Source organism: Nostoc sp. C117 (assembly GCF_043099735.1).
Lineage (GTDB): Bacteria > Cyanobacteriota > Cyanobacteriia > Cyanobacteriales > Nostocaceae > Nostoc.
Window position 1 is genome coordinate 826,719 of record NZ_CP170991.1, and the last position, 22,456, is coordinate 849,174.

Sequence of the window (22,456 nt, forward strand, 5' to 3'; positions counted from 1 at the left end):
ATTCTATAAACGACGTGTAACAACGTCGTTTTTTACGTCGTTTAAAACGTCGTTCAAGTACGACGTTGTGGAAATTACGCTGCCACCAATGCAGTATGACGATGTGTTGTATCCACAAGGAAGATATTATTCTTTAACCCTGGAACTTCAACATACGCATATCTGAAGTGAAGTGTCGCTGTAGGTCTAAATCGTGGTTTCTTTATCGTCTTCCCGTACACTGTGTGCGTCGTTGGCGTCGTAGTATTGCTTTTCTTAGGTTCACTAACTGATAACCTATTTTCGTCAAACGCTACCTCTTGAATGCGTAATAGACGTTGAATAAGGTCGATGCTATCCGCTTCCGTACTGCCACGAATTAAAAGCCTGTACCCCTTTTCTTCGTGCTTGTAGTTGTAGATGTTCTTGCCCTTGATGAACGTTATACCTTTTCCACCCGTCGTCATTTCCGTTTTCACCTGGTTAGCGATCGCTAAAGCATTCTCCTTTGTAAAAGTCTCTGGTGTCTCAGTCATCAACCTAAAGGAACATTCCATATCAACGAATTGCTCGTCTACTCCGACATCTGCCTTATTTTGAGAGAAGTAAAACACTACTTTTGGGTGTCCATCGACAGGTTGAGTGAGTGAATCTACAGCGCCATGATAAACAATAAGGTCTTTTCTCCCATACCCCAATAAATCGAAAAACAGGCTACTCCTGAGGTACATCATTGCGTGGTTATCCTCATTCAGCATTGTACAAGCCACACGAAGACTACTTCGAGCCGTTGCGATATTCGGCTTCCAGTCATCCGGTAGATCGCCAAAAAAACGACGTACAAGAACATTGAACTGTGGAATATACACTGCTTGTAAGTGGTCGAATGGCTTGAAGTCATCGGGCAGGGAATCGACTGGTGGTGTATTCGCTACGACAGACGGCGTACTCGCATCTAACGGCTCACCCGTTGGTATATTAGATGTTGGTGGTAGTTGCTTTCCTTGTTCGTCTCTTGGTGGAATGTAATTACCCATAATCAATCACCTGCGTCCAGTAAATCTGCTAACGTTGCCTCTAAAATATTCCTACTATCCGCCTTTGATTGCTCTTGTGACAACACCGTTTTTGTTGGCGATGGTATCGTCGTTCCCGGCTCGTACTTGAGCGGATTACCGAGTGCATCCTCCCGTGGATTGCCGTGATCATCTTTCGGATCTTCCTGTGTAAGGTCTTTTTGTAACGCTGTTCTTGCATCATTGACACCGACCACAGCGTCTTTAATCGATAAGGGAACCTGGACGACTGTTTGTATGGTATTAGCACTTTCCTGAGCCGTCGTTAAGAAGGTGAAAAACCTACCATGCAGGTTCGGCTGTGGGTTCATCCATCCATACGCCTTTTCACCGATCACGCCCCATATCTTAAGTGCGTTTCCGATTTTGCTGACATTACCGCCGATCATCTCCATACCAGCCTGAATCGCAGCAGTAGCGTTTGTAATCGAATTGAAAACGTTTTGCGTTGACTGATAAATCCTGTTCGCTAATGCCCATTCTTCTGAAATCTTGGCGTAATTCGTCTCACCGATCGTATCTGCAATCAACTCATGCGTTGCCTTACCAATCACGTTACTGATACTAATCGGAGTACCGTCAATTCCTTTTGGAAGAATCAACCCCAATACCTGATCGATGACAGTACCGAGCGTTTGTGCAAGATTATTTGAGAGCATAAAAGCGTTGTGGACTGTCGCTGCGAACGTAAGAACAGATAACGCTTTCTCCACATAAGTGTTATTAGCGATCGCCGTTATCAGTGCCGTTATTGCCGCTAGCTGCGTCGTAAAGAATGCTTTCACCCCTCCCACTAAACCACGTGACACGCTGTTGATATTCGTTCGCGTTTGTGCATGTTGTTGAATAATTAATGCCCTTAAACCTGCCACGTCTGCTGGATTCACGTCCTTGCCATCCTTACCCGGTACTCCCGGTACGCCTTGTATTCCCTGTCTTCCTGGTATACCCGGCAATCCTTGTACACCTCTATCGCCTTTGTCTCCCTTCTGCCCTGGAACGCCTGGGATTTGTATTACCGTCGTTATACCGTCTTTTCCTGGTACACCTTGTACACCCGGATCACCTTTATCACCTTTTCTGCCAGGTAATCCCGGTATCCCTGGGTCGCCCTTCAGTCCTCTGAGAGATTTAATACCTTGGTACAAAGCGATCGCCGTTAATGCCGTCGTCAATGCTGTACCCGCCTTCTCTAGCGCCTGTCCGCCGATCTGCCTTGCTTGTTCAGCAATGCCTTGAGCTTGTCCAGCTTTGTTGAATGCCGTCGTAGCGTTACTGTTTGCCGTCTCGGCGTTGCGTTCAGCACCGTCAGCCGTCGTTTGTGCCTGTTGTGCTTCCTGTCGGGCAATACCTGCGGCTTGCAAAGCGTTTCTACCAATACTTTCAGCGCTTCTTCCGATAAGTAATGCCGTACTTGCGAGATCTTCTATTCCCGGCAACCTTGATTCAACGCCTGTAATACGTACCTGTAGTCCAAGTAATTTACCAAGTACTCGTGAGATATCACCCCCAAGCGCTACTATTTGTGATTCCAGGGCATCAATTCTTGCGCCCAGTGTTTCAAGTACTGCAAGTTGTTCGAGTAGAGTGAAGATTGTTGCTACGGTATTAAAAAGTGTCGCAACCGTTGAAGCAAGTCCAAGTACTTTTCCCAACGCTTGTTCGCTTATACCGATCGACTTAGCCGCTTGTACAAGTGCGTTACCTGCTACCGCTTCAACCCTAGAGATTAACCCACCAAGGGCATTCACCTTGCTACCGATACCATTTACGAGTCCTTTTAGACCGGACACAGATGTCGAAGCTCTTACCGCTTCTTCTGACGCCGACACCGCCCTGCCTAACGCTATACCTGCTTTCGCATCTGCAACAACAGCGTTGCCGTTTGCAAGGTTAGCGCGTGCTTTTGAGAGTTCGGCCGCAATAGAAGCATCCGACGCCTTTGAGAAACTTTGATCAGCACGAGAGAACGCACTACTAGCACGATCGAATGCGCTTTGAATCTGTGGCTTCAGTGGATTAATTAGTGCTGTAGCAATACCAGTCGCTACGCCTGAAGCAATACCAGGGATCTGTGGAATGATGGTCGCTTCTGATGCCGATACAGCGCGTCTTACGATAGCGTTTTCGTCCGTCTTTTTGATGTTCGCTATTTCTGCTCGCAGCAAAGCCAATTCCCTTGCCAGTGATTCACAATCATTTGCCATTTATCCCCCTTACTTGTTCTGTTAGGGCGTGTATTCTTGATGCCGTGTCATTGCAGTCGTTGCAGCAGTATCCTGGGTATCCATCTGCTTTGCACTCACAATACCCCTCTGGACAATGCTGACGGATGCACTTCACTTCATACGTCATTGGACTAGCACCGTAATCCTTGAAAAGCAGTGTACCTTGTGAGTTACGAACACGAATAAAATCAACGTCAGCGACGTAATTTACGGTAAACGTCATGTCTCCGGTATTGTCGCCGTAGTTGCTGTCGTAGTCGCTAGTAAAGACGTTATCGGAAGTTGATCCATGAGACAAAACGTATTCACATGGTAATTCTGTTGACGGATCGCTACCAATTTGACGGAACTTTCCAGTACACGTAACAAGCGTTATAGCGCCCGGCGCAACGTAGGTGATAAGAGCGTTTCCGCTACTATGAAATTGCTTTTTACCGATGCTGTCTATCGTTACCGTTATCGGGTTTTGTCCTTCAATGAGAACGTTTTTTTTTACACCGTTGGCATCGGTATAAAATACTTGTGCTTTGTTGTCGTCAATACTGCAATAATTCGCCATTCATCCCTTACACCGTGAACGGTAATGTTGGTACTCTGTAGATCGTTGATTGAATGCGTAAACCAGCGAAATATACCCCAGTCGGTAAAGTGTACCCCGATATATTGCCGACGTAGATCGTAGGGTTGGTTATAGTGTTTGGAAGTGATGAATACATTGAACTGTTTTGATGTACACCGTTCACGAAGTAATAAAGTACGTTACCTGTTTTTACCGCTGCCAAATGATTCCATTGATCGAAAATAGTGGCGGTTTTAGAGTTACAAACAACGGTGATACTGCTGTTTATTCCGAGTGCTGCCGTCTGGTTGAAAACGCCATTGTTGTTGTAACCGCTTCGTGTTTTTTGGAAGAAGATATTGAATGGGGCATCTATAGACAGAAGTGGTAAATCGATGTCATTTGTAGCATATGTAGACGGTATCCAAGTAAAGAATTCTATCGCCCAGTCAGCGTTTAATCTGAAGTCAGTATTAGCATTGTACTGCACATACGAACCACCAGGAAGGTACAAGCTGCTACCACTACTGTAGGGGCTTTTGCTGTTACTTATAGACGGTGATCCGACTGCCGTGAATGGGTGTCCTTTTGCGTCTACCAAATCTGTTTGATAATTCGCCACCACAATATTATTTGTTGTAAGTAGAGAATTATCAGCAACACCCGAAGCAAGTCCACTAAAGAGATTGTGTTTAGTGATCTTGTAAGTAACGCCATTGCTTGGATCGTCACCGATAAAGTAATCAGCATCATCAGCGGTATCCTTTTCTATCGATAAATTTCTAATCTTCGTACTCATTTCCTGACGCCTCAAAACGTCGATAAACGATCTGTTTTACTTCCACGAAATCGGTCTTGTTCAGCGCCTTGTAAAACGGCTTCCATTGAAACACTTTTAAGAACTCAAAAGCATCAGAGTTATCAAAGCCCAAATCCGTATCACCCAAATCAATCTTGTTGCCATCGTGTGTGATTATATCCCCGGAGAAACTGTTTAACGTTTGAATAAGTATCGCCGTCAAAAGTTGCTCAGCGTGATTATTTTCGTTCGGTGTTAGCGTCGGTAAATTCGACTTTGCGATAGTGATTTTGGTAGCGTCCTGTGAAGAATCACCACCAAAAATACTACTGAATGGCAGTTGATATAGCATTAGTAATCATCGGCATCTAGGGCGGTACTACCAGCGGCTTTCTGTAGCGACACAGTGAGGTCGTCTTGACGGTACGTGACGTTATTCCGAATCGTGAAAGACGGTACAAAACCATCAGAGATTGTCACCGATTGATCGGCATTTGCGTCCTGGTTGGCGGTAGTAAGATAACTTTTAGCGGTTAGAAGTATCGCTGTCAGAAGTGATTCTGCGGTATTACCTGACGAAGCGGTAAGTGTTAGTAAATCTGCTTTTGTGATCGTAAGTGTAGTGCTGTTTTGAGTAGCGTTTGCACCGAAAACTTGTTGTAAAGTAGGTTCTGCCATTTGTTGTTATTCCTTGATGTGTGTTTGTTTGATGTCGTAGGTCGAACGTATACCCTTTGTCTAAAAAAAAACGTCGTTTACATACGACGTTATAAAACGTCGTTCACGAATTGCAGGTACATCGATAAAACATTGGTAGCGCATACCAGTGCTGTGCAAAGCGGACGATTGAAGTAGGGATGAATTACAAAATCGCTATAACGTGCGTAGTGTAAGTGTCGTGGCGTTTTACATAAAACCTGTAATCGGATGTTTTTGCGTCATCCGGGAATCATCGCTTCTAAAACAGGTACACGTCGTTTACGTTTGCTGGAATCGACGCAAAAATAACGTCATTCGTGAGGCATGCGTACCCTGGAAACCTATAGGTATCGAAGTGAAGCGTGCATCAACCGTAGATATTATTGTGTGTCGATCTCAGGCGATTAACTGTAGTAAGTAAGGACAGATTATGGCAGTAACAAGAAAGAGTTACATTTTTGGACAATCCCCAGACCAGTTCATCATGGTATTACCAGTAGCGTTCGATGATATCGCATCCGCTTGCGGTGCGTCCGAGCTTACAGGTGCAGCCCCAGCAGGTGTAGACAAACTGTCACTAAAACAGGTGTTGACCTCAGGTAAAGGTTTCCACGTTCGGATCTCATACTTGAACGGCACTAAACGCAAGACTGCAAAAGTGATCTGCGATAGGAATCACATCGGTGGTGCTTTAGGTTTGGTAGGGAAAAAATACAAGACATTTGACATCCTTGGTGCGACCATTCCTCAACATCTGACATTCGGTTGATCGTTGATACTTAAAGCAACGAATCACCTCGTATCCGTTTTATCTCAGTAAACATCAGGAAATAAGGAAAGGAAATGGCTGGATTATACGACCTAGCAAAGATCGTCGTCGATACTCAAGAGTACGTTTTTAGAGTAACAAAGGGGTTTTACACTGGCGCGATCGCAACCGCGACAGGCGTCACTGTTACGACTTCCGATGCAGATCTAGCGTTACCTGTTATCCCTGTTGAGTCATTATTGCGTGCTGGTGTCCTAAGGACTGCTTATATCACATCCAAGCTGGGTACGAAGAAATTCCGGATCAAAGTTCATTACACTGCTGCCAAGGCTGCGACTGTTGAAGCCGCTCTCGTTGGCGCTACTGTTCCAACCGTCGCCGGACGCGCCAACAGTGCATCTACTATTGCTACGTTCGATAACCCATTGAAAGTTACTTCACGGAGTTAATCGTTATGTCTTTATCGTTAGGGAATACTGCAAATTGGTCGCTCTTTTACAGTGAGACGTTTACCAGACGGTACGATATACCAATCGTTCATCCAGACTATGGGTATATCGGTGAGTTGGTAATCCCAGTACTCTTTGACAGCCCGTACCTAACGGTAAAGGCATCCACGAGTGACGGTAAACCAAATTGGAAGCAGCTAGGGTATGTCAAGCAGAAGATTCGTGTAGGTATTCAAGAGGGCGGTACAGTAGACGCATTTTTAAATAGACGTTACTTGTTGTCGCTGAATCAACCAACGTTACTGACATTTGACCCCAATATCGCTGCTACTTATACTCTGTGGTTTAGACCGTTCAATTGGTTCAAAGACGTAACGATCGAGATCTACGAATACACAGGTACTTTGTAAAAAGGGTGAACAGGAATGAAGTTAAACGTTGCATCAATTGTCAACCTTCTGAACGCATTACAGTCTCTACTGTCTAGCATTGGTCTATTCGCGAAACAAGTGAAGAGTAACGATAAACCAGCGTTACCAGAAGATAAGCAACAGTAAACAGATATAGGGTGTAATCGATAACGTATACACCCTATAAAAGAAACGACATATACGAACGTCGTTTTCAACGACGTTTTTAACGTCGTTGGTAAACGTCGTTGTAGAAAATAGGGGTGTATATACAATGGTGCAGTGAATGAAAATGACAAGTGAATTTTATATGGGGCTTGCAATTCCTGCGGCGATCGCAATTGGTATAAAAGTTTGGGACAATGCATCAGCAGGGACATCAAGGAATCGTGACCTCATGCAAAAAATCCTTCTGCAACTCGAACGACACGAGGTACTGTTTCAAGAAATACAAAAGGATATACACGAAGTACGTGAAAAGATTTGAGTTTTGAGTGTGTGTTTTAGGGTGTTAACCGTCATGGCTAGCACCTTTTTCTTTTGTCTATTTGGTGGTAGGTTTAAAACCGATTACTTCAATCTCTATTGACCGTTCGTCACGGAACCACTTATGTCGTACTTTGAATACGATGTCACAGTACTCTAGCAACGGTGCATACTCGCCAAGGTTCCACGAAATACCCTTGAATGTCCTCGTGTATCTATCGCCGTCCTCGCATAGGTTGAACTTCAGTCCCTTGTCACCAATGCCCTTGCAGTCCATTATATGAATATCGTTTGCTCTAAAAATCGGTTCACTGTTAACGCCGAACGGTTGCAATGTACTCACTTGCGTCACGAATTCGTCGCTGATATCCGACAATTTTACAATCGCATCGATGTACACCTGTTGACCTAGCTGCGATGGCTTGAGCGATCGATGAGCAAAACCTACGCATGATTCAACGAAGTATTTCCAATTCTCAGACGGTAACGAGAAACCACCTGCCATTGGGTGACCACCGTGTTTCCCGATAACATCGCTACAACACTGCAAGCATTCAAACACGTTAAACCCTGGAATACCTCTAGCACTACCACGAATACTCTTACCGTCGTCGTGATACGTTGCAATGAACACGGGAACACCGTAATTACTGTTCGCTACGAGTAGGTCATCCGTTGACGAGTACTGGTTGACTTTTGCTACGACGACAGTATTACCGACGTGAACGGTAAGCTTTTCTGGGATATTCTGACGTTTGATATATGACGGGTAATTGATGTCCTTATCTTTGATATTTCCTTCCAGGAATCCTGCGATCGCTGACAGTTGCTGCAAAATGCCGATAACAGACTCGTGTTTTGATAGCCCTTGCTTCATGTCGATACAACCATCATGCTTCTGGTATTGGGATATCTCAGCAAGTCCTACACGTGCATTGTTGTCAACGCTTCTGATTGTCTTCTGTAGTTTACCGAGCCAATATCCGTAGTCCGTTACTGGGGGAACAATCGCTTGTCCTACGCCATTGGAAATAAGATATTCACTGGCGATGCAGCGTACTTCCGGTTGAGAGAGTGAATGTGCGTCGTGGTGCAAGCCAATGGCATTGATAGCGCCTTTCATGCCGAGGATGTCGTCGGCAATGTACGTGCAATGCAACCAGTGCTTATTGTGTGGTTCCGGCTTTGCATTGTCTACAGCAGCGATCGCATCGAGTGTCGTGGCTTCCAGTTGACCACCGTTGTCAGTTACTTCGATATTCCATTGCGACAATTTCCAAGCCTTATTGATTTCGTCGGCAGCGAACGTTTTATTGACGATGAGACGTAGATTTAGTCCATCCAGATTGATGCCGTATTGACCAGCATATTCCCGAAGTATCGCAGCAGGTGTACTGGGAGTCACTTCCGATGTTTGAGTAATTGTCGTCGTTGTCATTGTCTTGTACCGTGTGTGTTTATTTGTCGCAGGAAATTAAACGGAAACCTTTGTATCTTTGATGGCGCGAATGATGCGATTACAGATACTGCCTTTCGCGTAACGTGCGAACTGTATCTTCACTTTGGCGATCGCTACGAGTACCACGTTGTCAGCGATGTGATTTAAGCCGATACTACTCCTGCCCTCAATAACCTCAAGTTCTCGTAACTGCGCGGCAGTTTTCCCGCAAACAGCAAGCGTGATTTCGTCATGAGCCATCGCGCAGTTGAACTTAAAACGGATACATGCATTAGTAAAAGCAGAATGTGCATCCTTTAAGAATTCGCGATCCTGTTCCCATTGCTTACGAGTGTCAATCGCTTGTCGTTCGTACTGCTGTTCTGTTACTGCGGCGTTAAAGACGGTATCGCAACGACGTTGTAAAGCCTCTTGCATACATGCTACTACGAGTGCTTGTGCCTTGACATTGCCGGTAAATGCCTTCTCTGTCCAATATTCGGATGCCACGTCAATAGAGAACGACTGGATCGTTTGTCTGTTGCCACGGCTGCACCAATCCTTTTCTATGGGAGTTTTGGCGGATTCATAACGCTCACTGGTAAAGGGTTTTAGGCGTTTTTCGCCCAAAAATCGGCGAATTGAACTATCGTGATTCCCAATAATTTCAGCAGCTTGCGTCTGACTCATGACATAACCGCCAGTCGGTAACTGAAATACTTCTACTTCAATCCCAGCGATGCTAATCACCGCTCGTTTTGCTTTATCTGACATATTGTCCTTACTTCGATGTGTGTGGTGTAAATCGTAAACGTCGTTTTACTACGTCGTTAATAACGTCGTTCAATAACGACGTTTTTTATTCGTGGGGTTACCGTCTTTTATTTACGAATACCCAGCCTACGATGTCGTACACCCGATATCTCACAAATACGCTTCCATGCAATACCAAAGCTGATTGACATTTCTTTAGGTGTTTTGTCATCTGACAGGATAAACACTCTACCGCTGGTATTTGTAGACGGGTTGGATATCATTAGTAACAGAAGTGTTTTTAACTTAGATGGCATGGATACCATCGTCCCATCGGTCTTTCTATATTCATCCCTGCGAGGAAGTGTTACAAACTGATTCCTGATATCAATGTCATCCCATTTCACCGTCAAGGCTTCCTGAATCGTGCAGTGCGAGAGCATCGCAAAAGATACTACATCCTTCCATCCTTTATATATTCCATTTCTATTGATCGTCTCAAGTATGAGGGCTTGCTCCTCATCAGTAAAATCGTCACCTTCTTTTGTCCGATTGTTGGTATCCCAAGTTCCGCTTATCGCTTTACGCCAAGGGTTTATCTTAGCTTCTACGTCTGGTTGCATCCAATCCCAGAATAAACACAAAACTTGAAATTTGTTCCTCATTGAAGTAGGTCTAAGTCGCTCTTTTAACGTATCAGCGATCGATTGTGTGTTTGTTGTATTGAAGTCGGATAAAAGGAATGAATCGCCAAGAATAGTTTTTACCCATTTCCTGTGTGCAACATATTTGCATTGAAAAGTCGTAGCCTGTAATTCCGTTGACCTTTGTTCTAAGAACCTCTCAAAATGAACCGATAGAAGCCGATCGCGCTCAAGACCTTGAGGTACAACGCTAGTTACGCTCGATTCATTGACGACATGTTGTCGTGACAATTCGTCTATTCGTGTCTGCAATAGTTGTATTTTTTGCGATAACCTCTCACTCTCGACCTTGAGCGCGATTAATTCTACTTCGTAGTTATTAATGTCAATTAATGAATTTTCCATGTTTCGCATCCAGTGTGTATAGTGTGTTAAAAAAAAACGACGTTCCGTAACGTCGTTGAATAACGACGTTTCTATGCGTCGTTAAACTTAAATAGAGCGTGCGTTACCATCGGTCGGTTTATTTTACGAAACGCGCATATGGATCGTCTTCCCCTTGCTCATCTCTCTCCACTTCGGACATTACCTTCAAGGCTTCTGCATTTTCCCTGACGGCATCGCTTGTCTTGCTGACTATTAATCGCGCCTTTTCAAGCCTGACTGCGTTGTACTCTCTTTTAATGGTATTCAACTGTAACAAGAGTGTCACTTCTTTCTCAGTAAGGACTTTTATCTGTACATCGACATCAGATAGCGTTGGTAACAATGTTTGTTGTGTGGATAGACAAGCCCTTTTTTCCTTTGCTATGCGTTCGCACTCAATAAAATACTTACGGATGGTTTTACCCTGCTGTGTACCTGCCATCATACCGAGCATTTTAAAGCATTCCACACTGAGTAATAAAACCTCAGAAGGTCTGCCACCACTGCTTTTGATACCTGACCGTAAAAAGTCTTCACCTTCCACAAAATTAGATTTTAGTGTGTCGCTAGCGGTCTGTTTTTTACCCCACCCTATCCATTGCCACGCATCATCCAAATCAATTGGGAACATGTCATCTGATTCATATAGGGAGTTTGCCAGAGTCTTGTTAAACATCAAATTTGTCATTTTTTTCGTGTTTTGTTAGTAGACTTTTTTCTTGAACGTCGTTACGGAACGTCGTTAAAAACGACGTTTTTTACGTCGTGTGTAAACGTCGTTTTTGTTATTCGTCATCACATATGTATGTGCATATGTCGGTACGAAGTTCGTTGACTGTATACTTTATCTCCCGTCCAATCCATGCTCTTATGACCAAGTCAACGTAATTACTCGTGTCCCGTCCTTCATCCTGGATGCTCTTGAAAACGTCGTAGTCACTCCCATCAAGCGGAATTGAGAGAATGATTTTATTGCCAGCTATAAACACCGTTGCTTCGATTGAAATACACTCTTCTTCGTACTGGACTACTTCTTTTACCGATAGTAATTGCATGATTTTGACGCCATATTTTATGTACTAATTGCCGTTTACGCTTAATCAGTTCGATGTCCCTCACCCTTCTCTGACTGTTGACGTAATGCGTATTAGACAGTAGCAGTACAGCGCTAATGGGAATGGTGCTTCTCTAGACCCCTTGCTGTGACTGCCTTTGCTTTTACGTTTCCACCTTGGCTTGGTGGCATGTATTTAAAGTAACCCAATGCTAGATGGTATGGCAATAGATAGACTAATAATACTTGTCTATCCAATACCTGGTTTCCATAACACACAGTGATGGTTAGACTATTGAGATTGGGATACAATCGCAGTAGGTATAGAGGATATGGTGGTGGAAGTAAGACTTAAGCAGTTGAGAGAAAGCAAAGGGTTATCCCAAAATGCACTCGCGAGAGAGCTAGGGATGTCGTTAGGGAACGTTCAGAATATTGAATACAACAAAGCTAAGTCAATCCCCCTTGATACGCTGGAGAGATTATGCTTGGTGCTTGAATGTGAGATAGGTGACTTGCTGGTGCTGGTTAAAAGTTAAAAACAAACTAATTTAGTGGACAGAAAAACAGGAGTAGAGATACCCTGTTTTTTTTAACGTCGTATACAAACGACGTTTTAAACGACGTTTTTATTGACGTTCATAAACGTCGTTCAGGGAATGTATGTTGTGTATATGAATCCAGAGATGATCACGAGTCGCAGTAAACTTGCATCCATATAACCATTTTCGGAAAAATGTCAACAGTACCAATAAGCCTTGTGAGTGAAAGCATTACTACCAAATGCTTGTCCGATCCTGGATGCAAGTTTACTGCGAGTGGAAGCAGGATGCAAGTTCTATTTTTGTGTGTAACCTATGCCAGGAACGAGACTTGAACTCGTGACACGAGGATTTTCAGTCCTCTGCTCTACCAACTGAGCTATCCCGGCTTTGACTCTTATTTGAGCCACGATTAATAAATGTAGCAAACATCCAAGAATATAGCAAGGCCTTCGATAAAAAAGATTTATGCAGCCTTCAATGTCAACTTAAACCAGATGAAAACGGCTAGAAAAAAGAGAAACTGGACAAGAACAATACTTGGGCCAGAAGCAAAGTTGAAAATACCTGAGAAAATGATGCCAGCAATACTGCTGATGGAACCGACTATTACCGACATGACTAGAAAGCGGCTAAAGTGGTGACTCATGAGTTTGGCGGTGGAGGCGGGAATCACCAAGAAGGCATTTACCAGTAAAACGCCAACAGCTTTAATCGCTACAGCGACGGCAAGTGACAGCAAGACCACAAAGGCATAGCGGTACAATTGCACAGGAATACCTTGAACCTTCGCCACATCGGGGTTAAGTGTCAATAAAATTTGCTGTTGCAGGGTTGATAGTAAAAATATGCTACCTCCCACCAGTATCAGTAGGGTCAAAATCAAATCTGTAGTATCGATCGCCAGAATATCGCCAAACAGCACAGCCATCAAGTTGCCGCGATATCCTTTAATCATGCTCGTCATAATCACACCGATCGCCAATGCCCCAGATAGCACTATACTAAGCACGCTATCGCTAGCTAAATCGGTTTTGTCGATGAAGTAAAGGACAATAACGCCAAAAACTAACGTAAAAGGTAACAGCATCCAAGTAGGATTTACCTGTAACAGCACACCTAACGCTACACCTACTAATGCTGCATGACCAACGGCGTGGCTGAAAAAAGACAGTTGGCGCAAGGTGACAAAACTACCCAACATTCCTCCAAGGATGCCCATCAACATCGCACCTGCGATCGCCCGTTGCATAAAAGGGAATTGTAACAAGCTTACCAAGTCAGTAGTATTGGCGATCGCTAACCAAGCTATCTGGCAATTATTGAAGAAATCCATACTTATGGGCGATGCCCTAAATAACTAATCATACGCAGGTTCGTAATGTATTCTACATTATGAAACCAAGTCAAGTTTTGAAACTCCAAATTACCAACGACAAACTCAATTATGATCGTGCTGGTAGCGACTGAAACCCGGACCGTATGTTGCTAAGAGATTTTGTGGTGAAAGGGCAATTTCCGGTTTGCCAGTGCAAATAATGCTTTGATTGAGACAAAGCACGCGATCGCAATGACGGCTTACCATATCAATATCATGGGAAACTTGCAATACTGTCCAACCTTCTTCCCGCTTTAATTCATTTAGCAAAGCGTAAAAATCTTCGGCACCTTGTACATCAACCCCAGCAAAGGCTTCATCTAATACCAAAAGTTTGCGCTGCATTACTAAACAATAAGCTAACAATACCCGCTTCAACTGACCACCGCTAAGAGTACCAATAGCTTGATGCTGTAAATGATAAGCATCAGTTCGCCGTAAAGCTTCTGTTATTGCTATCGATTTTTTATGGTCTTGTTTCCACAATTGTGAGAAAAATAAATCTCCCTTTTTCCCTTCACTTGTCCATCCTAGTCCTACTAATTCACGGACAGAAATCGGAAAAGTGCGGTCAAAAATGAAGTTTTGCGGCATATACCCCAATAGGTGACGTAAACGCCCTAGTTTGGCAATTGGACGATCTAGTATTTCAATACTACCTGCACTTCGAGGTATCAAATCTAAAACCGCTTTTACCAGAGTACTTTTACCTGCACCATTAGGACCAACTATAGCTGTATCTGTTCCTGGCAACAATTCAAAGGAAACATCTCGAACTGCTAAATAACTGCCTTGATAAACAGTTAATCCTTCTACTTTTAAAATAGCAATGTTATTAGTCATTGGTCATTAGTCATTAGTTATTAGTCATTGGTCATTAGTCATTAGTTATTAGTCATTGGTCATTAGGCATTTGCAAAGGACAAATGACAACTGACGAAGAACAATCTTATTGACATGAGGTTTCTAAAATTTTTAAATTAGCTTTCATGGCTTGAAAATAATGCTGTGGATCTGTTTCTCCAGTTTCCAAAGAATCGAGAGGACGCAAAGTTAACTTCAAATCTTTTGAGAGACTAGTTAGCAATTTATTATCTACTCCTGGTTCGCTAAATAAGGCTTTAACTTTATATTTTTTGACGGCATTAATTGCATTTTGGACATCCGTTGGTGAAAGTTGATCCTCAGGAATTTCTACCACAGCAACCTGCTTGAGTTTATAGCGTTGCGCTAAGTAGGGAAATGCATCATGAAACGTGATAAAGGTACAACTTGGAGTTTTTTGCAAAGTCTGCTGAAATTCGCTATTTAAACTTTCTAATTCTTTAATATAAGCCGCAGCATTAGCTTCATAAGTCATTTTATTCGCTGGATCGGCTCTAATTAAGCCATCTCGAATATTAGTGACCTGCTGTTTTGCCAAAACTGGATCTAACCAAACATGAGGATTGCCTTCAGTATGTTCGTGGTCTTCTTCTGCTTTTGCCGTTTTTACAACAGGTGAAATTTCATTTAAGGGTTTAATACCAATACTTGCATCAATTTCAGTTAATTTGGAATTTTGGGCATTCTTGATAGTATTTTGCAAAAATTTTTCTAATCCTAAACCATTTTTAACTAACACATTTGCAGTGGCGATCGCTTTGACGTTTTCTGGTGTCGCTTGGTATTCATGTACCTCAGTACCAGGTGGCACTAAAATTTCTACGTCTGCAACATTCCCCGCTACTGCTTTGGTAAACAAATATATCGGCAAAAATGTCGTCACTACTTTAGTTTTTCCCACCTGCGCTACTGGGGTAGATGCAGCCTCCTGTGCTTGCGGCAACTTTTCAGCAATTCCCTGATTCTGATTCGATTGGCTACAGCCACTAGCCATTGACAACACTAACAGACCAATTAATGACATAATGCCGCTTCCTTGTCTGCGTGTTTGAAATCCTCTGCAATTCCCCATCACGGTGTTTTTCCCCCAAAACAGATGCTTGGTCTGCTTTTGCCACAATTTTTTTGACAATGATACTTATTCTATATCTACTAATATAATAATTCTCATTCTCAATCAAAGCAAACATACTATTTCAGTAATTAATGTCTAAAAAGTCACAATATAATTCTTTTTCGGTACACCCTCTGCAATTAAGTTTTCCCAAAATAATTAGAGTTTATTGACATACTTTATTAAAAAGATGGCATCTTTCTGATAAGATTACTGACAAGTTTTTAATAAAGTGTGCTTTCAAAAAGCGCGGTGTGAGTGCGAATTCTAGATTAAGTGTGAGGAGAAAAATGCGAAAATTTTGTAAGTACCTGCTAGTTAGTCCAGCAGTATGCAGTGCAATGGTATTTATAAGTACTGCTGCATTTGCAGGTGAATTATCCAACACTTCTGAAATAAATCAACCGCAAATTATAGCTAGTCCAAGCACAAAAGATCCGGCAATGGCACAAGTTACCTCAGTGTCCCAATTGTCAGATGTGCAAACTACAGATTGGGCGTTTCAAGCCTTACAATCGTTGGTAGAACGCTATGGTTGTATTGCAGGTTACCCAAATAGCACTTATCGCGGTAATCGGGCACTGACGCGATATGAGTTTGCTGCCGGTTTGAATGCTTGTCTCGATCGCGTTAACGAACTAATCGCTACAGCCACAGGTGATTTAGTTAAAAAAGAAGATTTAGCCACATTACAAAGGCTGCAAGAAAACTTTTCGGCGGAACTGGCGACACTCCGAGGTCGTGTGGATGCAGTAGAAGTGCGATCTGCTGAAGTGGAAGCGAATCAGTTTTCGACCACAACTAAACTGAATGGGGAAGTCGTAATTGCGATCGCTAGTGTCATAAGTGGAAATACAGTTAGCGATCAAAAAGTCAACCAAAATACTGTCCTTGGAGATCGAGTACGTCTAAACCTCGATACCAGTTTTACTGGTCAAGATTTACTTAGAACGAGACTTCAAGCAACAAATCTAGACCCCTTCTCTCAGACTGCTACCTTTACACCAGAAGGCGACTTCCGATTTGCTGGTGGTAACAACAATAATGGAGTTGTGATAGACGCGCTGTTGTATCAGTTTCCTCTCGGTAAGAAAACAGGCATCAGCTTGGAAGCAAATGCAGGTGCAATTGATGATTTCACTAACACAGTCAACCCCTACTTAGATGGGGACGGTGGTAGCGGTGCCCTTTCCCATTTTGGGACTCGTAACCCAATTTACTATCTCGTTAATGGTACTGGTATCGGAATCAAACACGAGTTTAGCGATCGCCTGGAACTAAGCTTAGGGTATTTAGCGACGAGTGATACTGGTAACCCTCAGCCTGGTTTTGGTCTGTTCAACGGTGCTTATGGTGCTATGGCGCAGTTAACTGTTAAGCCTACCAATCAAATTACCCTTGGTTTGACTTACATTAACGCCTACAACAATAACTTTTTTGCTAATGGTAGTGGTGGTAGCAACAACGCTAATAACATATTGGCAAATGCTTCTAGCAACTCCTACGGCATAGAAGCATCCTTCCAACCTAGCTCCAAATTTGTCATCGGTGGTTGGGCTGGCTTGACCAAAGCTCGCGTCCTTTCAGATACTCCTGGGGATGCTGATATCTGGAACTATGCCGTCACACTGGCTTTCCCCGATCTTGGTAAACAAGGTAATATTGCAGGGATTATTGTCGGTATGGAACCTAAAGTTACTAGTGTGAGTAGTTCTCTGAGCAATGCAGGTATCAACAAAGATCCAGACACTTCATATCACATTGAAGGTTTCTATCAATATAAGCTGAGTGAGAATATCAGCATTACTCCTGGAATTATCTGGCTGACAGCACCAGATCATAACAATCAAAACGACGATATCGTGATTGGTACAGTTAGAACCACATTCACTTTCTAATTTTCATATTTTGTCTGAAGATGCAAATAATAACTTTGTATCTTCATTCAATTTTTACCAAAAAAAATGTAGTGTATTGAAGGAATAAAAAGTTTGTGAACCATAACAAAAAGACCAGCCTCCCACAGCTGGTCTAAAAATTTTTTTGCGTTGTCTTCTCAAGAGAGTTAAAACCCAATTGCGCGTTCCCAAAATGCAACGGGCAACTTTTCTTAACAATATTGTAACAGCCAACACAGATTTTTCAGAAATTTTCATCAAAAAAAGATATAAACAAGCCTTAAAAGCCTCTATCTAAAAGGATAATTCAGTAATACTTAGGGTAGAGGAGGGTAGAGGAGGGGATGAGGGGACAAGGGGATAAATCAAACTCCTGACTTTTAAACTCTTAACTCAGCATGGGCTAAACGCCCCGCTATCCATTTACGGCACTCAGTACTCAGCACTCAGAACTGTTTTGCTCAATGACTAAGTTACTAATTGTGGTTTTCCCCAGAGGATAGTCTCTTGCTTGTAAATGGCAATTCCCGGTTTTGCTCCTTTGGGTTTGTAAACATGTTTTAGCTGAGTGTATACTACTGGTACTTGTTCACTCTGACGGGCGCGACTGTAATAAGCGGTCAGATTGGCGACAAATTGCAAGTCAGTTTCTTCTGCAACAGCACCGGGTTCTAGACGTAGTAGTACATGGCTCCCGGGAATTTCTTGAGCGTGGAACCAAAGGTCATAATCCCCAGCTACGCGAAAGGTCAATTGGTCATTTTGGCGATTGTTGCGACCGATTAGTACTTCAAAGCCGCTAGGAGTAAGGTAATGATGAAAGTTGCTGCTAGAGGCCTCATTGGTAGTGCGGTTACGGTATTCTGGATCTTCTAGATACTTTTGCCCAATCAGTTCTTCGCGGATTTCTTCTAAAGCTTGCAAGTCTTCTGTCGTTTGGTAGTTCTCTATCTGAGCGATCGCTGCTTCTACTTGTTCTAAATAGTCAATTTCTGTCTGCACTTCTAAAAGTAGCGGCTCAACAGCAGCACGAGCGCGTTTGAGTTTTTGGTTCTGTTTATATAGACTTTGGGCATTTTGGACAGCATTTTTATCGGGTTGCAGAGCGATCGCTACTGGCTGATTTGTCTCAAAATCTGGGATGATAATCTCCTTCATCCCCGGTTCCCAGTTTTGCAGGTGAGCCATCAATAAATCAGCTTTTTGCCGATAGTCATCGGCTCGATCTGATTGCTGCAAGCGCGTCTTAAAAGTTTGAGCCTTATTGCGTAATTTCGCCAAAATATTATTTAATTTCTGACTCAACTGATGGCGCAATTGGGAAAATAACTGTTGATTAAGTTGATCGGTGTAGTAGCGATAGAGTAATGTTTGGGTGTCTTTGACGCTTCCCTCTCCACCCCAACCCATGACTGTGTAGCCGTCTTTTGTCCAAGCTGGTTGAAATTTACTCGAATCCAAAACTTGCAGCCATTCTTGCCAGCGCTGAAACAGCCTTTGCCAGTCGTCACGATTCAGGCTATCGGTGGATGTTTCTGAGGAGATATTTGCTGCTAATAACATTGATTCTAGCAGTGCTGCACTCAAACCCCGATAACTTTTCAGTAATTGCCGCTTGATTGCTCCTGGGACTAAACTTACCCGTTCTTGCCAGCGTTCTTGAGATTCACTCAAATTGGGAACGGGGCCGGTGAGTTTCGGTGGTGTTTCATAAGGTTGTCCGGTTTGGATGGGACGGACGCTAGATTGTTGCTGACTAACTTGATGGGCGGCGGTGATAATTATATTGTTGGCGTCAGTGAGAATGACGTTACTGTACTTGCCCATAATTTCTGCATACACATGATATAGGGCGCTTTCTCCGGGACGTTGAGCAAATTGTAAATCAATCACACGCTCCCAAGGAGCGATCGCTTCAATTGCCACTAAAGCCAAACCACCCAATTGGTGTATCAGTTGTTGGCTAAAAGTGAAGGTATCTGGTATTCGTGGCGGCGGATCGCCAATGCAAATATGTGTAGCTTGAGGATGCCAAGAAATCTCTAGCCAACCCCGCTGTTTCAAGGTGCGTAATGCGATGGCAATGGTGTAGCGATCGCGCTGGTAAACCTGCTCTGTCCGTGAGGGTAGCCAGTTTGCGCGAATTTCGCTACAAGTAGCCGTTAGGGTAGTAAAGTCAACTGGTTGCACAAAAATGATTCATTGGCGTTCAAACATTGATGCCCAGTATATGCTATCGTGTCTGGTTCAGACTGACATCAGACTAATTCGTAATTCCTAATTAAGACACGCTTCAAGAAGGTTGAGATAGGGTCTTTTCAGTCTTTAGGAATGTCGAAGATTTGAGAGGGTACATATATATTAAGTAGAGGCGCACATCTGTGCGCCTCTACTCATTTACTATTACCTATTACCAAATAAGGTTATGAAGTTATTTGGTAAGTAATGCTGGTTCTTTAGCTGTTTCTTGCAAAATCTCGGTATAGAGTTCGCTCAGTTGATTGGCAACGCCATCCCAACTAAACTTATTTTCAACGCGTTTTCTACCAGCTTTACCCAGTTCATCTCGCCATTCTGGATTCGACAAAATTCTGTCGATCGCAGTTGCAAAGGCAGCGACATCTTGGGGTGGTGCTAATAAACCAGTTTCTTCATTGACTACTGTAAATTGAAGTCCACCCACATCGCTTGCTACTACTGGCGTACTGCTTGCCATTGCTTCGATCGCTACAAGTCCAAAGGGTTCGTAGTGACTAGGAACAACGCAAACATCCGCAGCTGCGTAATAAGTTGGCAAAATGTCTTGACTCAAACGACCAGGAAGAATGGTAAAATCGCTCATCCCTAATTCATTGACAATTTGCTCAATGCGATCGCGTTCTATGCCATCGCTATTACCCGGAGTGCTACCACCACCAATAATAAGTCGAAGATTTTTTGATCCAGAGAATTTAGACTCTCGCACTGCACGTACTAAGGTTTCTATACCTTTGCGTTGGTCAAAACGTCCTACATATAATACAACTTTGGCTTCTCGATCGATTTCCAATTCCAATCTCGCTGCTTCCCGTGCAATTGAACCAAATCGCTGAATATCAGTACCGCAGGGAATAATGTCGATATTGCCTTGAGTCGAAACTAGCGATCGCATATGTTCATTTTCCTGCGGACTCGTGGCAACAATTCGTTCTGCTGTCTCCAACACTTCTTTTTCCACTGCTAATCGCTGACTCGCAATTAGGGGAATATTCTCTATGGTGTTATACTTTACGGCTCCTAAAGAGTGGTAGGTGTGAACCTGTTTAATTTCTTTGATTTTCTTCAACTGCATCCCTACCCAGCTAGAAAGCCAGTAGTTAGTGTGAACTAACTCGTATGTAATATCATTTTTTTCTTGGAATTTGAGGAAATTATCGATAAATTCTGGTAAATATCCAAAAATATCATCTCGTGGCACAAACTCAAGGGGACCAGCTTTTAAACGAATAGTTCGACAATTTTCCTTATGTTGAATAATCGAGTCTTGCTCCAGACTGACTTTGCGGGTAAACATATCAACTTCCCATCCTAGCTGCGCCAGCGCTTCACCCACATGCCGCACGTACACATTTTGTCCCCCAGCTTCTTCTTTCCCTATTTCAATCGCCGGATCTCCGTGGACGGAAATCAAGGCGATACGTTTTTCGGTGGTAGAGTTCATAGTTTGTGTGTTGCTGATTGTAACAAAGTTTGAGCCGATTCCAAGTTGGCGTATGTTATGGCACGCTTACCTGAATTGTTTAAGAACTTTGACTAATATTGATTTTAATTTACTATGGCTCATATTTTTTTACATCCTCTACCAGAAGTATACTTTTCGATTAAGTATTTATATTTAATTCCTTTAGATATAAATCGCCATATTTATATCTAATACTTGTGATAGATGAAAATATATTCTTTGTCTTGTGGGTGCAGAGCTAATTCTATAAATACATACATTTATAGGTAATTACCTTGTTTATACCAGTATTGATAGAATATTAATTGCTTTTTATACTTTTTCTCTTAAGTATTTTATATTGCTCTATTTGATTGTAAAACAAGCATAATGCTTTTAAATTAATGCTTACAGTGTAGTTTAATTTAATTTAAATAACTATATATGCATAATAACATGCAGCTATTTATACTATAAGTCCCAAATTCCTTGTAATCGGGTGGAATTAAGTAATTCGAGAGTTCGAAGATCTATAAATATTGAGTTCCGGTTTATAACTCGCTTGAGTGGAAGATATTTTATTTGATTTGAGAATTGTTATATTTTTATCTATGTTATTTTTATGCTCAGTAAAATGTGCGTTCTGCCAAAAATAGCAGTGTCCCCCTTATACTCGTTTCACTAAATTCCGATCAATTTAGGACTAATAGTCTGTCCCAAAAGTTTTGAAGGGTTATAAAAGTTTGTAGTAAGCACTTCAGTGCTTAAAATTGAGCGATTTATCGCTCACTACAAACCTTGCAAAGTTAATGGGACAAACTACTAATGGTTTGTTGCAAAAGTTTTGATAGGTTTCGTAGTAATCACTTTAGTACTAAAAAAAATCAAGAACTTAAGTTCTTGATTTTTTTGCTAGGAATTTAAACCCCTACTCAAAGGGGCGCTACACTACATCTAATAGTTGGGGTCATGTTTAATTCATAAACTAATACTCCACTTGGCAAATCCTCAAGTGAATTAATGGCATCCGTGCGGTAATAATTATAAATTAGTAATTATGAATTATTTTGACTATGGATAATTTAGATGCAAACTCAAAAGTATACTTTGTAACATAGGAATTACAAAATGAGTTGCAAATAGCTTTTAACTAACAAACTAGATGATAAT

General features: G+C 42.5%; 21 protein-coding genes and 1 tRNA gene. 6 read left to right on the forward strand and 16 right to left on the reverse strand.

The features are described from left to right. Positions 1 to 74: 74 nt before the first annotated feature. Genes ACFG4S_RS05065 through ACFG4S_RS05090 form a run of 6 tightly spaced genes read right to left on the reverse strand, consistent with a single transcriptional unit; the run spans position 75 to position 5,319 of the window. Positions 75 to 1,016, reverse strand: coding sequence for a hypothetical protein (locus ACFG4S_RS05065; protein WP_392533757.1), 942 nt, complete (start codon positions 1,014 to 1,016; stop codon positions 75 to 77). A gap of 2 nt (positions 1,017 to 1,018) precedes the next feature. Beyond that, on the reverse strand, positions 1,019 to 3,262 hold the full coding sequence (locus ACFG4S_RS05070; protein ID WP_392533758.1) for a hypothetical protein: 2,244 nt from the start codon (positions 3,260 to 3,262) through the stop codon (positions 1,019 to 1,021). Then, positions 3,252 to 3,842 carry a hypothetical protein gene (locus ACFG4S_RS05075; protein WP_392533759.1) on the reverse strand — a complete coding sequence of 197 codons (591 nt, stop codon included), beginning with the start codon at positions 3,840 to 3,842 and terminating at the stop codon, positions 3,252 to 3,254. Before ACFG4S_RS05075 ends, ACFG4S_RS05070 begins: the two co-directional genes overlap by 11 nt. Before the next feature lie 7 nt (positions 3,843 to 3,849). After that, complete coding sequence (locus ACFG4S_RS05080; protein WP_392533760.1) at positions 3,850 to 4,641, reverse strand: LamG-like jellyroll fold domain-containing protein; 792 nt, start codon at positions 4,639 to 4,641, stop codon at positions 3,850 to 3,852. Beyond that, positions 4,625 to 4,993: a hypothetical protein gene (locus ACFG4S_RS05085; RefSeq protein ID WP_392533761.1), complete on the reverse strand. Its 369-nt coding sequence runs from the start codon at positions 4,991 to 4,993 to the stop codon at positions 4,625 to 4,627. Before ACFG4S_RS05085 ends, ACFG4S_RS05080 begins: the two co-directional genes overlap by 17 nt. Further along, on the reverse strand, positions 4,993 to 5,319 hold the full coding sequence (locus tag ACFG4S_RS05090) for a hypothetical protein (RefSeq protein ID WP_392533762.1): 327 nt from the start codon (positions 5,317 to 5,319) through the stop codon (positions 4,993 to 4,995). Before ACFG4S_RS05090 ends, ACFG4S_RS05085 begins: the two co-directional genes overlap by 1 nt. Positions 5,320 to 5,770: 451 nt before the next feature. Here ACFG4S_RS05090 and ACFG4S_RS05095 point away from each other — a divergent pair, with 451 nt between their 5' ends. From ACFG4S_RS05095 to ACFG4S_RS05110, 4 genes are all read left to right on the forward strand, one after another. Further along, entirely contained in the window at positions 5,771 to 6,109 is a 339-nt protein-coding gene (locus tag ACFG4S_RS05095) for a hypothetical protein (protein WP_392533763.1), read from the forward strand. Positions 6,110 to 6,183: 74 nt separating this feature from the next. After that, positions 6,184 to 6,558, forward strand: a complete 375-nt coding sequence (locus ACFG4S_RS05100) for a hypothetical protein (protein ID WP_392533764.1) — start codon at positions 6,184 to 6,186, stop codon at positions 6,556 to 6,558. Positions 6,559 to 6,563: 5 nt separating this feature from the next. Next, complete coding sequence (locus ACFG4S_RS05105) at positions 6,564 to 6,968, forward strand: hypothetical protein (RefSeq protein ID WP_392533765.1); 405 nt, start codon at positions 6,564 to 6,566, stop codon at positions 6,966 to 6,968. A 292-nt stretch (positions 6,969 to 7,260) separates the two neighbouring features. Then, positions 7,261 to 7,455, forward strand: coding sequence for a hypothetical protein (locus tag ACFG4S_RS05110; RefSeq protein ID WP_392533766.1), 195 nt, complete (start codon positions 7,261 to 7,263; stop codon positions 7,453 to 7,455). A gap of 57 nt (positions 7,456 to 7,512) precedes the next feature. Here ACFG4S_RS05110 and ACFG4S_RS05115 read toward each other — a convergent pair whose 3' ends face one another. The 4 genes from ACFG4S_RS05115 to ACFG4S_RS05130 form a co-directional block, all read right to left on the reverse strand. After that, positions 7,513 to 8,892 (reverse strand): DHHA1 domain-containing protein, encoded by a 1,380-nt coding sequence (locus ACFG4S_RS05115; RefSeq protein ID WP_392533767.1) that lies wholly within the window; start codon positions 8,890 to 8,892, stop codon positions 7,513 to 7,515. Positions 8,893 to 8,928: 36 nt separating this feature from the next. Next, positions 8,929 to 9,666: a hypothetical protein gene (locus ACFG4S_RS05120; protein WP_392533768.1), complete on the reverse strand. Its 738-nt coding sequence runs from the start codon at positions 9,664 to 9,666 to the stop codon at positions 8,929 to 8,931. A gap of 107 nt (positions 9,667 to 9,773) precedes the next feature. Beyond that, positions 9,774 to 10,694: a hypothetical protein gene (locus ACFG4S_RS05125; RefSeq protein WP_392533769.1), complete on the reverse strand. Its 921-nt coding sequence runs from the start codon at positions 10,692 to 10,694 to the stop codon at positions 9,774 to 9,776. A 118-nt stretch (positions 10,695 to 10,812) separates the two neighbouring features. Beyond that, positions 10,813 to 11,403: a hypothetical protein gene (locus tag ACFG4S_RS05130; RefSeq protein WP_392533770.1), complete on the reverse strand. Its 591-nt coding sequence runs from the start codon at positions 11,401 to 11,403 to the stop codon at positions 10,813 to 10,815. A 698-nt stretch (positions 11,404 to 12,101) separates the two neighbouring features. Here ACFG4S_RS05130 and ACFG4S_RS05135 point away from each other — a divergent pair. Further along, complete coding sequence (locus tag ACFG4S_RS05135; protein ID WP_392533771.1) at positions 12,102 to 12,308, forward strand: helix-turn-helix domain-containing protein; 207 nt, start codon at positions 12,102 to 12,104, stop codon at positions 12,306 to 12,308. Between the two features lie 319 nt (positions 12,309 to 12,627). Here ACFG4S_RS05135 and ACFG4S_RS05140 read toward each other — a convergent pair. The 4 genes from ACFG4S_RS05140 to ACFG4S_RS05155 all read right to left on the reverse strand — a co-directional run bounded on the left by ACFG4S_RS05140 (position 12,628) and on the right by ACFG4S_RS05155 (position 15,646). Further along, positions 12,628 to 12,700, reverse strand: a tRNA-Phe gene (locus tag ACFG4S_RS05140). A 77-nt stretch (positions 12,701 to 12,777) separates the two neighbouring features. After that, a complete protein-coding gene (locus tag ACFG4S_RS05145; protein WP_392533772.1) occupies positions 12,778 to 13,647 on the reverse strand; it encodes a metal ABC transporter permease in 870 nt (289 codons plus the stop codon). A gap of 105 nt (positions 13,648 to 13,752) precedes the next feature. After that, positions 13,753 to 14,532, reverse strand: coding sequence for a metal ABC transporter ATP-binding protein (locus ACFG4S_RS05150; protein ID WP_392533773.1), 780 nt, complete (start codon positions 14,530 to 14,532; stop codon positions 13,753 to 13,755). 106 nt (positions 14,533 to 14,638) lie between these two features. Beyond that, on the reverse strand, positions 14,639 to 15,646 hold the full coding sequence (locus ACFG4S_RS05155; protein WP_392533774.1) for a metal ABC transporter substrate-binding protein: 1,008 nt from the start codon (positions 15,644 to 15,646) through the stop codon (positions 14,639 to 14,641). A 332-nt stretch (positions 15,647 to 15,978) separates the two neighbouring features. On the opposite strand from ACFG4S_RS05155, the gene ACFG4S_RS05160 reads away from it, so the two are divergent. Then, on the forward strand, positions 15,979 to 17,586 hold the full coding sequence (locus ACFG4S_RS05160; RefSeq protein ID WP_392533775.1) for an iron uptake porin: 1,608 nt from the start codon (positions 15,979 to 15,981) through the stop codon (positions 17,584 to 17,586). A 468-nt stretch (positions 17,587 to 18,054) separates the two neighbouring features. Here ACFG4S_RS05160 and ACFG4S_RS05165 read toward each other — a convergent pair whose 3' ends face one another. Both ACFG4S_RS05165 and ACFG4S_RS05170 read right to left on the reverse strand, forming a co-directional pair. Beyond that, positions 18,055 to 19,776, reverse strand: coding sequence for an NFACT family protein (locus tag ACFG4S_RS05165; protein ID WP_392533776.1), 1,722 nt, complete (start codon positions 19,774 to 19,776; stop codon positions 18,055 to 18,057). A 241-nt stretch (positions 19,777 to 20,017) separates the two neighbouring features. After that, positions 20,018 to 21,286, reverse strand: a complete 1,269-nt coding sequence (locus tag ACFG4S_RS05170) for a glycosyltransferase family 4 protein (protein ID WP_392533777.1) — start codon at positions 21,284 to 21,286, stop codon at positions 20,018 to 20,020. Positions 21,287 to 22,456: the final 1,170 nt, after the last annotated feature.